Origin of the sequence: Methylobacterium tarhaniae, from assembly GCF_001043955.1 — a bacterium.
GTDB lineage: Bacteria > Pseudomonadota > Alphaproteobacteria > Rhizobiales > Beijerinckiaceae > Methylobacterium > Methylobacterium tarhaniae.
Window position 1 is genome coordinate 1 of record NZ_LABZ01000043.1, and the last position, 16178, is coordinate 16178.

Sequence of the window (16178 nt, forward strand, 5' to 3'; positions counted from 1 at the left end):
CAAGGAGGCCCCCGCCCCCGCCGCGAAGCCCGACCAGGCACCGGCTCCGAAGCCCGCCGCCGCGGCCCCGCCCTCCGGGCTCACCGCCAAGCAGGTGATGGGGATGTTCGAGCCGGGCTCCTTCGAGGAGGTGCCCCTCGACGGCATGCGCAAGACCATCGCCAAGCGCCTGGTCGAGTCGAAGCAGACCGTCCCGCACTTCTATCTCTCCCTCGACGTCGAACTCGACGCGCTGCTCTCCTTGCGCGAGCAGGTCAATGCGGGGGCGACGAAGGACAAGGACGGCAAGCCGGCCTTCAAGCTCTCGGTCAACGACTTCGTCATCAAGGCTTTGGCACTCGCCCTGCAACGGGTGCCGGCGGCCAATTCCGTCTGGGCCGAGGACCGTATCTTACGCTTCCGCCACTCCGATGTCGGCGTCGCGGTGGCGATCGACGGCGGGTTGTTCACCCCGGTGATCCGCCGGGCCGAGCAGAAGACCCTCTCGACCATCTCGGCCGAGATGAAGGATCTCGCCGCCCGCGCCCGCACCAAGAAGCTCAAGCCCGAGGAGTATCAGGGCGGCACCACCGCGGTGTCGAATCTCGGCATGTTCGGCATCAAGGAGTTCGGCGCGGTCATCAACCCGCCCCACGGCACCATCCTGGCGGTCGGCGCCGGCGAGGCCCGGGTGGTGGCGAAGAACGGTGCCCCCGCTGTGGTCCAGGCGATGACGGTGACGCTCTCCTGCGACCACCGGGTGGTCGACGGGGCGCTCGGCGCCGAATTGCTCGCGGCTTTCAAGGGCCTGATCGAGAGCCCGATGGGCATGCTGGTTTGAGCGCCGCCGCCCCGCCCTCCCCGGAGACCTGAATGTCCGACACCTACGACGTCCTCATCATCGGCGCCGGTCCCGGCGGCTACGTGGCGGCGATCCGGGCAGCCCAGCTCGGCTTCAAGACGGCGGTGGTGGACCGCGAGCACTTAGGCGGCATCTGCCTCAACTGGGGCTGTATCCCCACCAAGGCGCTGCTGCGCTCGGCCGAGATCTACCATTACATGCAGCATGCCAAGGATTACGGCCTGACGGCGGACAATGTCGGGTTCGACGTCTCCGCCATCGTCAAGCGCTCGCGCGGCGTGTCCGGCCGGCTCAACGGCGGCGTCGGCATGCTGCTCAAGAAGAACAAGGTCGACGTGATCTGGGGCGAGGCTGCGATCGAGGCGGCCCCGAAAGGCAACGAGGCCGGACGGGTCGTGGTGCGGGAGACGAAGCGCGCCGAAGCGCCGAAGGGCGCCAAGGCGGCCGGCACCTATGGGGCCAAGCACATCATCGTGGCGACCGGCGCCCGCCCGCGGGCGATCCCCGGCATCGAGCCGGACAGACGCCAGATCTGGACCTATTACGAAGCGATGGTCCCGGAGAGGATGCCCAAGAGCCTGCTGGTGATGGGCTCGGGCGCGATCGGCATCGAGTTCGCCTCCTTCTACCGCACCATGGGAGCCGAGGTGACGGTAGTGGAATTGCTGCCGCAGATCCTGCCGGTGGAGGACCACGAGATCGCCGCGCATGCCCGCAAGCGCTTCGAGAAGCAGGGCATCAAGATCCTCACCGGCGCCAAGGTGACCAAGGTCGAGAAGAAGACCGAGGCGGTCACCGCCACGGTCGAGACCGAGGGCGGCAAGACGCAGGAGATCACGGCGGAGGTTCTGATCTCGGCGGTCGGCGTCGTCGGCAACACCGAGACTCTCGGGCTCGAGAAGCTCGGCGTCGGAATCGAGCGCGGCATCGTCGCCACCGACGGGCTCGGGCGCACGAATGTGCCGGGGATCTACGCCATCGGCGACGTCGCCGGCCCGCCGATGCTGGCCCACAAGGCCGAGCACGAGGGCGTGATCTGCGTCGAGACCATCAAGGGGCAGCACACCCATCCGATGGACAAGGGCAAGATCCCGGGCTGCACCTACTGCCAGCCGCAGATCGCCTCGGTCGGCCTCACCGAGGCCAAGGCCAAGGAACAGGGCTTCAACGTGCGCGTCGGCCGCTTCCCCTTCGCGGGCAACGGCAAGGCGATCGCGCTGGGCGAGCCCGACGGCCTGGTGAAGACGATCTTCGACCGCAAGACGGGGCAGCTCCTCGGGGCCCACATGGTCGGGGCCGAGGTGACGGAGCTGATCCAGGGCTACGTCGTGGCGATGACCCTCGAGACCACCGAGGAGGAGCTGATGCACACGGTCTTCCCGCATCCGACCCTCAGCGAGATGATGCACGAGAGCGTGCTCGACGCGTATGGGCGTGTGATCCACATGTAGGCTGGCGAGGGACCTGAAAGCTCCGGCAGAACAAGTGGTTAGGAGTTCGACGCTAGCCGAGGCTCGACCATCGGGTCAAGCCTCGGGATGGGCAAGACAGGTGCATCGCTCGGGGCCCAGTGTGCCCAGATTGTGCCTGGCCAGAAGCCCGTTTCTGTCATGTGGCTCTATGGTCGAATGGCTAATCTTTGCACGCCCGTTAGCCCATGCTGGGCGCCAAACTCGCCGGGACAACGCGGCTGCGTGAGACGGCGCTGGCAGGCGGTCAAACAGAGGCAGCTGTGCGCTGCAGCACCCAGATCCCGAGCTTATCGGCGATGCTCCGCACGCACTTTATACATGCTATAAGCCTTGGATGAGCAGCACTGGCGTTCGTGACCACGGTCGACCACTCCCAAGAATGATCAGGAGTGCGCGATGCCGCTGACCATCTCCGTGTTCTCCGACGTGATCTGCCCCTGGTGCTACCTCGGCAAGCGCCGGCTCGAACGCGCGCTGGATCAGCTCGGCCTGCGCGAAACCACCACGATCGAGTGGCTGCCCTTCGAGCTGAATCCCGACATGCCGGCAGACGGCATGGAGCGTGCGCTCTACCGCGCCCGCAAGTTCGGGGCTGAGCGCAGCGCGCAGCTCGACGCGCAGATGGCCGAACTCGGGCGGCAGGAGCGCATCGGCTTCTCATTCGAGACGATGATGCGCACGCCGAGCACGCGGCGTGCGCACATGCTGATCGCGGCCGCGACCCAGAACGGACGGGCCGACCCGGTCGTGAACGCTTTATTCCGCGCCTACTTCGAGGAGGGCCGGGATATCGGCGATTCCGAGATTCTGCGCGAGATCGGGCTCAGGGCCGGGCTCGACCGCGCCGTCGTCGACCATGCGCTCGGCAACGAGCAGCTGAGATCGCTCGTCGAGGCCGTCGAGCGGCAGGCTGCCGAGATGCAGGTCACGGGTGTGCCGTTCTTCATCGTCGACCGCAAGTGGGCGGTCTCAGGAGCGCAGCCGACCGAGCAGTGGGTCGGCGCGCTTCAGAAAAGGCATAGTGGCTGACGGCAGTCACCGGTGACACTCACCAGACGCGAAATCACTCTATAACGTTGATGACACCCGTTCATCGCGTTGTCCTCACGCATCTGCACGACCCTCTGCGCGCGCTCGTAGAGTCTCGTAAAGTTGAGCAGGCCCAAGCAAGACCTCTCTCAGCCCATCACGAACTTTCTGCGAATCGAGCGCTTGCTTGCTCAGCGATGTATGAGCTTCAAACGCATCGATGATTGCGCTCATCAGTTCGGCCGCCAATGTCGGTGAGTTGTCGAACTGCGCCTTGGTGTTATTGGCGGCTTGTGTCATTAGCGTCTCGGACTCGAGCATTTTATCACGCAAGGCCGTGACATAACTCAATTGGTCGCCATCGGTGGTATCGCCACCGAACAAATCGTTCACCCGAGCTATGATGTCGGCGAGAAGGGCCCTCTCTTTCTCTTGCACGGATCCTGAGCCCATGCCGGTCATCGGAGTGAGCTTCATCTCGTCTCGGCCGCCCACGTCCAGTCGGCGCTGGCCCTCGCTCTTAAGGTTGTGGTGGGTCAGCATCACCTTTGATAGATCGACACCTTCACGCTCTCGGCCGAACTCGAGCAGCGGCAACAAGCGCTTGTAGAATAGGAATCGCTTCTCGATATCTGTGTTCGCATAGTCAAATATCTGAGATAGAAAACTGTAGGCGCTCTGATAGGCAGTCATGTCGCTTTTGAAGAGAGCTAGCGTTTCGAGTTCGTCCTGCGCCTCACTGGCAATTTCTTCATCCTCTTCATCTTGGGCGCGATGGAGTCGCTCCTGCACAGCCTTGAAACGCTTCAGCAGGCGGTCTGCGACAGGTTCGATCGCAGCGACGAGCTCACCCTGTTTCGACTTCGGGTTCATCTCGATCGCGATGACGCGGTCCACCTCGAACTCATCATAGTGACCGCTCGAGTCGAGCTTGGCTTTAAGGTCTAGCACGATATCCGGGTCTGTGACGCCTTCGAGTTCTGCTGTGTCGTAGTAGGTGCGGAAGGCGGTGAGGATCTCATCGGAAGAGTTCAAGAAGTCCAGGACGTAAGTCGTGTCCTTGCCGGGGTGAGCGCGGTTGAGGCGGGCCAGAGTCTGGACTGCCTGGATGCCCGCGAGCCGCCGGTCGACATACATCCCGCAGAGCAGTGGCTGATCGAAGCCGGTCTGGAACTTGTTGGCGACGAGCAGCAGGTGGAAGCTGGTAGTGGCGAAGGCCTCCCGGATGTCCCGACCCTTAAGCCCCGGGTTTAGTATAGCGCTCGACTCGACGAATTCTTCAGATCCTGACTCCGGATCAGGCACCGAACCGGAAAAGGCCACGAGCGTGCCAATGCCGTAGCCCTTGGATTTGATATAGCTGTCGATCGCGAGCTTCCACCGCACCGCCTCCTTGCGGCTCCCAAGCACCACCATCGCTTTCGCTTTGCCTTGAAGTAGCTGCTGCACGTTCTCGCGATAGTGCTCGACGACGATTTCGACTTTCTTGGAAATGTTGTAGGGGTGGAGCCGCACCCAGCGCATGATCCCCTTCAAAGCGGCGCTGCGTTCGACCTCCTGCTGCTCCCAGTCCTGACCGTCATTCGCGAGGCGGAAGGCAAGCTTGTAAGGTGTATAGTTTCTGAGAACGTCGAGGATAAAGCCTTCCTCGATCGCCTGACGCATGCTGTAGACGTGAAAGGCGCCCGGCAGGTTTGCGGGGCCAGGCGGCTGGTCGGGATGGGGCCGGCGCCCGAACAGCTCCAGCGTCTTGGCCTTCGGGGTGGCCGTGAAGGCAATATAGGTAACACCACTCTCCCCAGCGCGCGCTGCCATCTGGGCGGCGAGTATGTCCTCCGCGCTCATCTCGCCGCCATCCTGCAGGTCGGCGATTTCCTGCGGCGACAGCAGCTGCTTGAGCTTCTTCGCCGCCTCGCCCGTCTGGGAACTGTGCGCCTCGTCGGCGATAACCGCGAACCGCTTGCCCTCGGTCGCCGCGAGCTCTCTCACGGCATCGAGCGCAAACGGGAAGGTCTGGATGGTGCAGACGATGATCTTCTTGCCCTGCGCCAGCGCTTCGGCCAGCTGTCCACTCTTGGCGCCGCCCTCGCTGCGGATAGTTGCTACGACGCCGGTGGTGCGCGCGAATCCGAACAGCGCGTCCTGCAACTGAGAGTCTATGACATTGCGGTCGGAAACGACAATCACCGTCGAGAACAGCTTCTTGTCCGCCTCGTCGTGCAGGTCGGCGAGGAAGTGCGCAGCCCACGCAATCGAGTTCGTCTTGCCGGAGCCGGCCGAGTGCTGGATCAGGTATTTGCCTCCCGGCCCCTCGGACCGCACGGCCGTCGCAAGCCTCCGGGTGGCGTCGAGCTGGTGATAGCGCGGGAAGATCAGGTCGGTGATCGAACTCTTGGCATCACGTTGAGCCACGAAATAGCGGCCGAGGATCTCGAGCCAGCTCTCTCGCTCAAGCACCTCCTCCCAGAGATAGCCGGTGCGGTGGCCGTTGGGATTTGTCGGATTGCCAGCTGCGCCGTGATCTCCCTTATTGAACGGCAGGAAGCGCGTGGCTGGACCGGCGAGCTTGGTCGTCATGTAGACTTCGCTGTTGCTCACTGCGAAGTGCACCAGCGCGCCACCGGGAAATGACAGCAGCGGCTCCCGCGCCTGCCCCTTGGGCTGCGGCAATCGGTCGAATCGATACTGGTCAATGGCATCGGAGACCGACTGCGTGAAGTTGGTCTTGAGCTCGAGGGTCGCGACCGGCACGCCGTTTAGGAGGAGGACGACATCGATCGAGTTCTCGTTCGCCAATGAGTAGCGCAGCTGCCGCACCACGCGCAGGCGGTTCGCCCGATAGGCCGCGTTGATGTCGGGATTCATCCCGATGGCGGGGCGGAACTGCGCGAGCGCAATGCGTCCTTTCACACCCACCATGTCGACGCCGTGACGGATGATATCGAGAGTGCCGCGATCACCGATCTGCTTGCGGACGCGGTCGAGCAGCGCTGCCGCTGCGCTTGCGCCATGGCTGCGGCCGAGAGCCTCCCACGCCTTTGGCTGCGTCTGCTGCACCCATGCGGTGAGATCGGCCGGGAACAGCGCGCGCTGGCGGTCGTAATGCGTGGAAGCACCGCGCTCGTAGATCCAGCCATGCGCGGCCAGGTGCCCGCAGATCTCGTCCTCGAAGCTGATCTCCTTGTGCAGGTTCATCGGGCCGCACTCGCCTCACCGAGCTGCTGGGCTTCCCACTCCTTGTAGGTTTTATCCGTCCCTTCCAGATGCCAGGAGGTCAGGCCGTTGGAACTGCGCCCCTTAATAACGGCTGCCGCCGCGCTGGGGCTCTTGAACGCGTAGTTCTGCGCGAACACGCAGCGCTCCCCGTCTGGCACGAGCACACTGGCTCTGATAAGTTCATCATGGAGTTTTCCATACGAGCTCGTGCTCGACTGCCCAGTCCAGCGCAGGCGCGCCTGCGATCCGCTTTCGACGACTAGTTCACCATCGAGATAGAAGGCTGTCGCGGCGATGCCGTGCTTCTTGAAATCGAGCGTGAACCGCACGGCTTCGGGTTTGTTGCCGAGCGCATTTGTCACCTTCGGCTTCGACTCGGGGCGGGCACTCTGCACAAACAGGTCCACACGAACCGCGGGTAATACCATCAGGAGGTTATACAAGAACGCCTCCATCTTAGCGACATCAGCCTCCGAGAGGCTTGGGCGAGCGGGCTGTGGACCGTTCTCCATCGCCGTGCGGCCGACCCGACGAGCGACCTCGATCAAGCGCGACTCGAGATATTTCGCGTGAGCCTTATTCAACCGATTCGCGGCCGCGGTGACCAGCACAGCGGTCGTCCACCAATCGCGTCTGACATCGTGGCTTCGAATGCGGCTGCCGATGTCCTCCCCTTCCCCGATATAGGCGAGCGGCTGGCCTTCATCCGTTTCGCCGAGAAGGAGATAGATTCCGGTGTAGCCTGCCTCAGGGCGCCCAAGCGCGGTAGTGATCTGCGTCCGGGGCGCCGTCAGCACGTGCCCCGTCCAGTTAAACATCTCCGCCGTGACCATTCCGTCCGGACGCCCGTCGACGTAATAGAGTTCCAGAGACTGCCCGACTGTCCAGTTCATGCGAACAGCCTTCCGGTCGAGGTCTTCGGCCCAGTGCCAGTCGGCACGAGGCCGTGGCGGCGCATCCAATCGAGCCAGGTCTCGAGTTCTTCGATGCGGAACTTCTTGGCCTTCTCGGGGTGCCATTCGGACAGGACGGCGTGCCCGATCTCCTCGTCCGAGGGTGTGTCACCATCGATCAGAGCGTCGTTCCATACGGCGTAGAGTGTCGCCACAACCTCGGCGCCTCTAGTGTCAATAATACTAATGTCCTCGATCAGCTTGTCTAGCTTAGCGACGCGCTCGCCAAGTAACGAGGCGAGATCTTGTCGGTGTGTTCCGCGCCTATCCCCGGGCCGATAAGTCACGGTTGATCCGGGACCATCTGGTTGCTCGACTCGCACACCTGCGATCGCTTCGGCCTCTCGCTCCATCTCCTGAATCATATCTCGGTCGAGCGGGCCGGCCGCCTCTCGAAGATATTTGCCCTCGAGCTCGGTGATTTCAATATGAGCTTCAGCTAGGTAAGCGATCTTCTGCAGCTTCACGCGGCCGAAGGTCGCTTGATGCGCTAAGCGCTCAATAATTTCAGTCGCGACAAGCCCGCGAGCGCAAGCCCGATTGACAGGAAATGGTAGATCGTCGGCCAAGCCGCGCACATCGACCCTGCCAGTAATTACAGCTGTTATGAGTGCCGCGCGGCGCTCCTGAAGGAGAGCGGACGCAGCCTCCGCCTCTTCAACTAGTGCGTCAATCTTCGCCGTCTCGTTGTTAAGAAAAGTAACTATGTCATGCTGTTCCTGCAACGGAGGAAGAGCGAGCTTAAATGACGCGATATCCGGCATGTAGATCGTATTGTGTGTTGATCCATACCGAAGACGCTTAAATTCTTCTGCCATTGCTTTGAAGACAAATAACAGAAATTCATTGTTTAATCGAGGTCCGCAAATCCAATTAGCAAAATCCTGCGTTGTTGCCATGTCGACACCCATGATCGCCGAAAAGCCTACCGATGCAGTCCGCGAAAGCATTACCGTCCCCTTAGGGAGGAGCCGAGCTGACGAATTGGCAAGTCCGGCTTCACTTATTAGCTCGTGCGTCTCATAGATTAATGTTCGACCTTGTTCTCGAATTTGCCACACGTCCGCTAGTGTGAACCAAGGAATTGTGCAGTCGGTCCACCATTCAGGTCGGGAGCGACTAGGAGTATGACCAGACTCGAGCCGCGCTACCATGCGGATTGGCAAGATTGTCCACTCCGCTGGCACGTCGCCGAGCCACTCGACCCCGCTGTCCTTCAGCGGTGCGTCTGGGCGAAGGCCCCTAGTGACTGCATGGGCGATGACGGCCTGCCGCTTTTCTTTCAGCAATGCGATTAGGCGACGTTGCTCCTCCACTAGTGCGTCGATTTTGGCAGTCTCGTGACCGAGGAATTTCACGATATCTCTTTGCTCTTCAAGCGACGGAAGAGCCAGCGAGCAGCGTCCAATTGCTTCTTGAGAGACGCCAAGGAATGTGGCGCCGGTGCTATTTACTTTAATGTATTCTTGGAAGAATGGTGTTGTCATATACCAGAACAGATATTCTGGAACGTATGATTGAGAATGAGCATCTTGGCGCGGCCTAAATAGGAGGAGATGACTGTTCAAACAGGCTGGACCGGGCAATACGTCAATGAACGCCAACTTCCCGAGCGCAGCTCCATCTTTCATTAATAACACGTCACCATTAGCCAACTGGATGTTACTATCTAAATCATAGCGTTGCTGAGAAATCTTCGGGCACATATTCCATTGCACGCGATAATTTTCGAAATGCGCGCTGCTGACTATATATGGACCTTCATCAATATATTCGTCAGCCTTGAGACCTTGCCAACCGAGGCGGCCCTTTAAAACAGAAATGTCTCTAATTTTTTTTGTCTTCCAGTGCGCTGGCACTTCTTGAAGCCACGCAACGTCACTGGGGCGGTATTTAGGATATCTTGAAAAGGTCCCGCCGCTCACGCTGCTAACTCCTCAATAAGCTTCTTGATTCTGCCCGTAACCTTCAGCAAATCTGAATCAATTTCCTCCAAAGGACGCGGAGGCTCAAACACATAGAAATATCGTGTGAATGGTATCTCATAGCCCGTCTTCGTCTTCTCTTCATCAACCCATGCGTCGCCCGCATGAGGCAGCACCTCTCGCATAAGATAAGCCTCGATGTTTTCGTCAAGTGGCACAGTCTCGGTGTCACGGAGATTTGGGTCGGCTTGCGGTTTACCTTTAGCCCTACCGCGCTGGCCGAGGACAGGCTTTCCGGCATCGTTGAGTAACGGCCGCTCAATTGTGATGATGCGATACCCGAAGGCGCTATTCGGCAGGATTCGCGACAATGGTGCTATCTTGACCTTACCACCTTCGGGTGCCGTGGGTGTAGCCCCGCCCTCAAGCACAATCTCGCGTCCGACCTCCCTCCCATGAGCGTCGAACAAAGTCACAAGCCGCGCTTCGACAAAATTTCCAAACAGTTGCGTCACTGTCGCGATGTGCTCGTCAGTCATTTCCTTGCGCTTGGAGCCAAGCGTCTTACGCATCTTGCGCCAGAAGGTGCTAGCGTCAATCAACTGCACTTTACCGCTGCGCGCGTCGGGCTTTTTGTTGCTGAGGATCCAGACGTATGTAGAAATTCCGGTATTGTAGAACATGTCAGTCGGTAAGGCGACGATTGCTTCCACCAGATCGTTCTCGAGCACGTAGCGGCGGATCTCGCTTTCACCGCTGCCGGCGCCACCCGCGAAAAGTGGCGAGCCATTCAGCACGATGCCGAACCGGCAACCGCCCTCATCCCACCGCCGCATCTTGGACAACAAGTGCATCAGGAACAACAGCGAGCCGTCCGATACACGCGGTAGGCCGGGGCCGAAGCGTCCGTCGAACCCCTGCTGCTCGTGCTCGGCACGGACCTGCTTCTCAACCTTCTTCCATTCGACACCGAAGGGTGGATTGCTGAGCATGTAGTCGAAGCGGCGTCCGGCATGGCCGTCCTCCGACAAGGTGTTGCCGGGTGCGATGTTGGCGATGTCCTGCCCCTTGATGAGCATGTCCGCCTTGCAGATCGCGTATGACTCCGGGTTCAACTCCTGGCCGAACATAGTCAGATGACCACGCGGATTGTGCTCAGCGAGATACTCGCCCGCAATGGACAGCATGCCGCCTGTGCCAGCCGTTGGGTCGTATATGGTGCGCACAACGCCGGGCTTCGTCAGTGCCTCGTCGTCCTCGACGAATAGTAGGTTAACCATGAGCCGAATCACCTCGCGCGGGGTGAAATGCTCGCCGGCCGTCTCGTTCGAGATTTCTGCAAACTTGCGGATCAGCTCTTCGAAGGCCAAGCCCATTGCAGCGTTATCGACCTTTCCGGGATGGAGGTCGATGCGCGTAAACTTCTCTGTTACTTGATAGAGCAGCCCGGTCTTGGCGAGCCGGTCGACCTGGGCAAGAAAGTCGAATTGCTCGAAAATATCGCGCACCGCCGGCGAGAATCCTTCGATGTAGCGGCTGATGTTAGTGCGGATGTTGTCCTGATCGCCCATCAGCTTAGGCAGGTCGAGAGGATCAGAGTTGTAGAAGCTTTGCTTGGCGGCGCGGAGCAGGAAGGGCTCCGGGTTGAGGCCGAGTGCGGTCTTCGCCTTGAACTCGGCGAGGACGGCGGCCTTCGTAGGCTCGAGCACACAGTCGAGACGGCGCAGCACCGTGAAAGGCAGAATCACTCGGCCATACTCGGATTGTCTGTAGTCGCCGCGAAGAAGATCGGCGACTGACCAGATGAACGATGCAAGTGCCTGATGATTCACAAAATATTCTCCTGGCGTTAGGCGCTCGGCAGTGGTGCCATGCAGCTTGGCTATAATGTGCCACGATCGCTCGGCCATGTCTCCTAGAGGTTGCAAGCGGCGACACGAAGGCGTCAATCGACAGCCATGGCATACATGAGACCATTCGATTGATGCATCTTAGCGAGTGCCGCCGGGCGCATCATGCCCTCGGCCAGCGACGGGCCTTGAAGGCGGTCTCGCCGCTATTCCACAACGTGATCTTGCCCTGGATCGTGTCGGCACTGTCGCGTTCGGCCCAACCCGCGCCGGACTCCTCGTCGCCCTGGATGCCATCGTCACACAATATTGGCCGATCCGGCGCGCGACCCAGGCGGTGCTCGCGCAGGCTGGGCACGGCTGCAAAAAGCCCGACCTCGACCGGCCCGCCAAGCATCTCGGCCTCCCGGATGGTAATTACCCACGGGTTTGGCGCGGTGCACGAGCCGCCTGACCTTGTCGAGGACGAGGTGAACCCGGGAAGCGATCAGGCGCGGATGTTCTTGAGGGGGTGGCGAAGGTGTCGGCGCCCGCGAGGCGAGCGGTGGCTACCACGGTGCGCGCGTCCGCTTCGACCTGGGTCGCCCACATCGCCCGATAGCCGCTGATGATCTAGCGCTGAGCCACTGCGGGACGTAGGTCGCGCTCGCAGGCGTTATTCGTCACGTCGACCATCTCGGGGAAAGCCGCGAAGGTTAGGAATTGGTCGCGCGCCTGGCGCATTCGTGCCTGGAGTGCCTGGGTGAGATCGCAAGTCGCCAGGGCCTTCAGGATCGCATTGAGGTCCCACTCCAACTCACGCCGCTTGCTTGCCACGGTCGAGGCGGCCAGTCCGGTGAGGCGGCTAGCGAGGACGAAGGCCTTGTCGAGCCACAGTTTGATCCGCACCGCGAGCCGGTCCTCGCCCGCTTCGAGCGCGTAGGCCGCGTCGCGAGAGAGGTGTGCCAGGCAGGTCTGCTGGCGCTCGCCATGGTCCTGCTGGGCTGAGGTAGCGATCTGAGAGCCACACCGCAGGCCGATGCTCAGCCATCACCCCAAGGAGCTGTTGACGCCCTCGATGCGCACCTCAGTCTCGTCCGAGACTGCGACGCGAGCCCGCCGCAGACGCGCCAGCGCCGCATCCCGGCCCTCGGCGAGACTGTGACAATAGCGGACGTTTGGCCCGCCACAACAGTTGGAAACGACTGAGGTGGCGGGCAGCGACTTCAAAACAATGCAGCGAGTGCGCCTTTTCGTCTGGCACCTAGTTGAAGCAACGGCGCGATTTGCTAAAAAAAGGGCTAGCGAGGTTGGCTAAATGACTATGCGCATTCCCGAGCGCTCAATGTCTCGCAAGTGCCGCGAGTTGCCCTTGAGAAGCTCCCGGTGCCACTCTTCGCGTCGCCACGGCGGCACAGAGAAAAACGCTGAGCCAACCGGAGAACAATTAATCCAATCATCAATATCAACGCCTTCAATAAGATCTCTGCACGCGACGATTGAAGATGTTCGCACGATGATGAAGCAGATGAACCATGTTTCCCACTGAGAGGCGCCGTCTCTTCCGGCACAGCGCTTGAGATTGTCGATCGTCTCCTGCGTTACACGTCCAGGCGCCCATTCGCTCCAGCGAACCACGGTTGCCTCCGGCACGTCGATCGTGAGCCGGTAGCGAATCGTGGAACGACCTTCTCCTCCGAGACCGTGGCCGGTGCTCTCGGGCGATGTCGTGAGCCATACACCAACGCGTCCCTTGCTGCGCCGAATGTCTGTTGGCACATCGCCAATAGTGAGGCCATACTTGGCGATGCCAGCAAGGTTCCGCTGGGCGGTGTAATGGTAGAGAATCATATGGGCTTCCTGGCGGTGGGTTGGCCCGCATACAAATGACAAAACAACCGAAGCGACGCGGTAGGAAGATTTAGGAAGATTTAGGAAGCCGGAGGTGGGCACGAGGCAATCGCGCGCACGCTTTCGCCCTGAACGAACGAGCAGATGATTAGGAAGATGCCACGCTGCCTAACAAGGCAACTAACAAGGACCTGCGCAGGAGGGCGAGTTGAGGAGCCAAGGGGATGAACTGTTCAGGAGCCGGCGGCGCCGCGTAGGTAGGTTCGGCCGTGTCGGTGGTGTCAGAGTTCGACGAACGGGGACGAGTGCAGTCTCGGGCCTCCGCGAGCTTCTGCTTCGCTAAGCTGAACACCGGCTGCGTCACCTTGAGGATCAGGCCGCAGAACGAGAGCTGGTAGCGCGGCCCGACCTGGCACTCCGCCACCGGCGTCCGAATAATAGGCGCATCGAAAGGAGACCTTCCGCGAACGGGTGACGGCAGAACGCTGGAACGACCTCACGGCCGCGATCGTCTCGATCTGGACGGAGACGAATGTAAGGCGCGGCCTAGCAGGTCTGGGCGCTGAGCTGCGGGCCGTAATCGGTGCCTCCATTATCTCCCAAGGCTCTTTCGCGTGGTGCCGACGCGTCTCGCACTTCAGGTTCGACGAGCACGAGAACAGCCACATCTTCGTCCTCGCCGGGAGCCCCGCTGCCTCGAGCAGGTGCCGTGGATCCGGTCCGCGGCTCACACGCTGTATTTCTCTCAGCCCTCCGACTGGTGCTGCACGCGCGTCCGTCTGGTAGACCTTGTCGGCGCTGCCGCAGATGCCGGTTGCCCTCGCCATACACGGCAAGAAGTGGGAGCACGTAGAGCTATGAAGGGCATCAAGGGCCGCCTGATCCCGCAATTAGCGGTCAAAATTCGCTTTCTCATGCTCCGTTTAGCCGATCTCGCCCGCACAGAAGAATTGCCTGCTGAGTTGCGCAGGCGCACCGAGCAGCTCGTGAATGACTATGCGAACTACGCTGAGCGTCTCGCCGAAGCTGGCGCTTGTCCACGTCCTGAGTCCTCGCGCAAGGACGTTGGGCACCTTGATCCCGAGGTCCAACTTCGGCTCGAGGGGCTGTGATGCGACTGAGATCCGGGGCGACTCAAGTGGGCGTGTGATGGCCGAGAGCTGGAGCAGACCCTTGGCCTCCATGAATAGGTTTTTGGGGGCGAGGACCAACAGCAGCGCCCGGGCAGCGTTAGGGCTCGTTCTGCTCGCTGGGGTCGGACAAGCCCTCAGGCAGGAGTGAGACATTCATGAACCCTCTCCGTCGAAGTCGTATCGAGCGTAACCGGCGCCACACGGATCACGACGACAGGGACAGGGAGCGGCGTCAGGAACATCGCAGTCGACCGGCTACAAGGTCTTGTAGCTCGAGCCGGGGTCACTGAGGCTCGCTGAGAGGCGCCCTGCTTAGCGTTCACACCGCGCAATGGCATCCAGGATGAGCCGCCGGTGCACGTGCCACTGATCCAGTGTCTCCCGCATCAGCAGGAGCAGCCGTTCGGGCGTAGTGGTGTCCCGCCCAGCTGCCTCGCTCTCCTTGGTGCGCTCGATGAGAGCATCGATGCGCTGCTCCCCCTCCGCAATGTGCCGATCGGCAAGTGCAAGAGCTGCTTCTTCCTGCTGAAGGTCTGGCATGTGGCGGCCTTCTACTCCGAGGTAACGCGGCAGCCGCGATCCCGAGCCAAGGAGGCGTGGGGGCATATCCCTCGGCTACGCCGGAAGTCACACTGACTGCGTTCGTGGGCTCGAGCGTAGGCTCAGCGCTGGCTGGCGCTGATTGGCCCCCGCATCGCTGCGCCGCCGGGCGGGTCTCCTCGCCGACGGGAGCACCAGGTGCGTCGGGTCGTGCCTGGTGCTCCTCGTCGCGATGCCCCTTCAGATGGACTCAGAGGGGCCGCCAGCGGCCGAGGCGGGTGCCGGAGGTGCGAGCAACTCGGCAGAGGCGTCGCGAGTCCTGGCGGGCCTCCTACTGGGTTGCCGGGTTACCTTGAGGAGAAGCCGGGCAGCACATGGCCGGGGCGTGTCCAACTTCGGAGCCGGGAACCCTGTGCCGGGATGTGGCAGAGAGAGGCCCGCTCAAACTGCGTCACCAGTTTTGCCAGAGCTAGAGAGAGAAGAAGAATAACAACCTATCTCTATATATAGGCGAAATTGGTGACGCAGTTTGAGCGGGCCTCTCCCCACACCGGCTTTGGAACGCCATCTCCGGCATCGAAACCCGCACCGGCCGAGGCCCGCTCAAGCCACGTCACCAGTCCAAGGCCCGCCGGCACTCTCGAGGGCAGCCAGCAATGCCACCCGGCGCTTCGCCTGGTGCCTGTCCCACGTCCGGCCTGTCGCGGCCTCGAACCGTGTCGCGAGCTTCGGGAACTTCAGCGCCAGGTCGCGGGTCGCCAGGAAGACAGCGCGGGTCGCCATCAGGTCGTTGATGTCGACGTTCTCGCGCCGAAGCTGCCGCTGCCGCGGCCCATCCGTCGCCAGCCACACCACGAAGGCGGCGGTCTCACGCGCTATCTGCGCCTGATCCACGACCGGCAGCGGCATATTGAGGTCGGTGAGCAACTCGGCAGCGACGGCCTTCTGGCGTTCCCGGTAATCCGCGCTGTTCCGGCGCTTGCGAGCCGGCAGGCGGGCGAGGGTCTCGGCCTTCTTCCTCTCGCTCCTCTGGTGGGCGATGGCGTCGTCACGCCTCCACTGGCGCTCCTTCTGCTCGCGGAGGCGCTTGGCCACCTCGTCCTTCCAGGCGCGGATCTGCTCGCGAGTCGTGCGCGGCACCTTCGGCACCACGACCGACACCTCGTCGTTCACTGCAACCGGCAGCATCACATCCGACACGATCGGCACGGGAGCGGCGGGCACGTCGTCGCTCGCCGGCTCGGCCATCAGGGCGTCGAGCACGGCGAACGTCTCCTGCATCAACAGCCGCTCAGCCGGTGCAGCGAGACATTCATCTTGTGATGAATTATAGCTATTGCTATACATAGAGCAACTTCATCGTGCCATGAGCCGTCGCGGTATCCCGAC

At 61.5% G+C, this 16178-nt stretch carries 12 protein-coding genes and 1 pseudogene; 4 read left to right on the forward strand and 9 right to left on the reverse strand.

The genetic code is table 11. The annotated features are described in order from the left end of the window. From VQ03_RS07550 to VQ03_RS07560, 3 genes are all read left to right on the forward strand, one after another. Window positions 1-820: 2-oxo acid dehydrogenase subunit E2 (locus VQ03_RS07550; RefSeq protein ID WP_048450267.1), on the forward strand; the 820-nt coding region annotated here is incomplete at its 5' end. Window positions 821-852: 32 nt separating this feature from the next. Continuing rightward, the gene (lpdA, locus tag VQ03_RS07555) at window positions 853-2292 is read left to right on the forward strand and encodes a dihydrolipoyl dehydrogenase (RefSeq protein ID WP_048450268.1); all 1440 of its coding nucleotides are present in this window, start codon (window positions 853-855) and stop codon (window positions 2290-2292) included. 417 nt (window positions 2293-2709) lie between these two features. Then, window positions 2710-3342 (forward strand): DsbA family oxidoreductase, encoded by a 633-nt coding sequence (locus tag VQ03_RS07560; RefSeq protein ID WP_048450269.1) that lies wholly within the window; start codon window positions 2710-2712, stop codon window positions 3340-3342. Window positions 3343-3417: 75 nt separating this feature from the next. Here the strand turns inward: VQ03_RS07560 and VQ03_RS07565 are convergent, their stop codons facing one another. From VQ03_RS07565 to VQ03_RS32820, 7 genes and pseudogenes are all read right to left on the reverse strand, one after another. Next, window positions 3418-6537, reverse strand: coding sequence for a type I restriction endonuclease subunit R (locus VQ03_RS07565; protein ID WP_048450270.1), 3120 nt, complete (start codon window positions 6535-6537; stop codon window positions 3418-3420). After that, complete coding sequence (locus VQ03_RS07570; RefSeq protein ID WP_048450271.1) at window positions 6534-7451, reverse strand: GIY-YIG nuclease family protein; 918 nt, start codon at window positions 7449-7451, stop codon at window positions 6534-6536. The genes VQ03_RS07565 and VQ03_RS07570 overlap by 4 nt, the downstream gene beginning before the upstream one ends. After that, complete coding sequence (locus tag VQ03_RS31650; protein WP_083467835.1) at window positions 7448-9436, reverse strand: restriction endonuclease subunit S; 1989 nt, start codon at window positions 9434-9436, stop codon at window positions 7448-7450. The genes VQ03_RS07570 and VQ03_RS31650 overlap by 4 nt, the downstream gene beginning before the upstream one ends. After that, complete coding sequence (locus tag VQ03_RS07580; RefSeq protein WP_245291998.1) at window positions 9433-11346, reverse strand: type I restriction-modification system subunit M; 1914 nt, start codon at window positions 11344-11346, stop codon at window positions 9433-9435. Before VQ03_RS07580 ends, VQ03_RS31650 begins: the two co-directional genes overlap by 4 nt. 103 nt (window positions 11347-11449) lie before the next feature. Continuing rightward, a complete protein-coding gene (locus VQ03_RS07585) occupies window positions 11450-11683 on the reverse strand; it encodes a hypothetical protein (RefSeq protein WP_048450274.1) in 234 nt (77 codons plus the stop codon). A gap of 20 nt (window positions 11684-11703) precedes the next feature. Then, window positions 11704-12411 (reverse strand): annotated as a pseudogene (locus VQ03_RS34520) (IS66 family transposase); the annotation flags it as partial. A gap of 168 nt (window positions 12412-12579) precedes the next feature. After that, complete coding sequence (locus tag VQ03_RS32820; RefSeq protein WP_157063999.1) at window positions 12580-13116, reverse strand: hypothetical protein; 537 nt, start codon at window positions 13114-13116, stop codon at window positions 12580-12582. 857 nt (window positions 13117-13973) lie between these two features. Here VQ03_RS32820 and VQ03_RS32825 point away from each other — a divergent pair. Beyond that, window positions 13974-14228, forward strand: a complete 255-nt coding sequence (locus VQ03_RS32825; RefSeq protein ID WP_157064000.1) for a hypothetical protein — start codon at window positions 13974-13976, stop codon at window positions 14226-14228. A 333-nt stretch (window positions 14229-14561) separates the two neighbouring features. On the opposite strand, the gene VQ03_RS07605 is transcribed toward VQ03_RS32825, so the two are convergent. Both VQ03_RS07605 and VQ03_RS07610 read right to left on the reverse strand, forming a co-directional pair. Beyond that, window positions 14562-14789: a hypothetical protein gene (locus tag VQ03_RS07605; protein ID WP_048450277.1), complete on the reverse strand. Its 228-nt coding sequence runs from the start codon at window positions 14787-14789 to the stop codon at window positions 14562-14564. Between the two features lie 603 nt (window positions 14790-15392). Further along, entirely contained in the window at window positions 15393-16070 is a 678-nt protein-coding gene (locus VQ03_RS07610) for a hypothetical protein (protein WP_048450278.1), read from the reverse strand. Between the last annotated feature and the right edge of the window lie 108 nt (window positions 16071-16178).

Excerpts from the sequence above, each read along its gene's own strand:
- VQ03_RS07565 (WP_048450270.1), bottom strand. The coding sequence starts at position 6,537 with ATGAACCTGCACAAGGAGATCAGCTTCGAGGACGAGATCTGCGGGCAC.
- VQ03_RS32825 (WP_157064000.1), top strand. The coding sequence starts at position 13,974 with ATGAAGGGCATCAAGGGCCGCCTGATCCCGCAATTAGCGGTCAAAATT.
- VQ03_RS07610 (WP_048450278.1), bottom strand. The coding sequence starts at position 16,070 with ATGCAGGAGACGTTCGCCGTGCTCGACGCCCTGATGGCCGAGCCGGCG.
- VQ03_RS07560 (WP_048450269.1), top strand. The coding sequence starts at position 2,710 with ATGCCGCTGACCATCTCCGTGTTCTCCGACGTGATCTGCCCCTGGTGC.
- VQ03_RS07585 (WP_048450274.1), bottom strand. The coding sequence starts at position 11,683 with ATGCTTGGCGGGCCGGTCGAGGTCGGGCTTTTTGCAGCCGTGCCCAGC.
- VQ03_RS07605 (WP_048450277.1), bottom strand. The coding sequence starts at position 14,789 with ATGCCAGACCTTCAGCAGGAAGAAGCAGCTCTTGCACTTGCCGATCGG.
- lpdA (WP_048450268.1), top strand. The coding sequence starts at position 853 with ATGTCCGACACCTACGACGTCCTCATCATCGGCGCCGGTCCCGGCGGC.
- VQ03_RS07580 (WP_245291998.1), bottom strand. The coding sequence starts at position 11,346 with ATGGCCGAGCGATCGTGGCACATTATAGCCAAGCTGCATGGCACCACT.
- VQ03_RS32820 (WP_157063999.1), bottom strand. The coding sequence starts at position 13,116 with ATGATTCTCTACCATTACACCGCCCAGCGGAACCTTGCTGGCATCGCC.
- VQ03_RS07570 (WP_048450271.1), bottom strand. The coding sequence starts at position 7,451 with ATGAACTGGACAGTCGGGCAGTCTCTGGAACTCTATTACGTCGACGGG.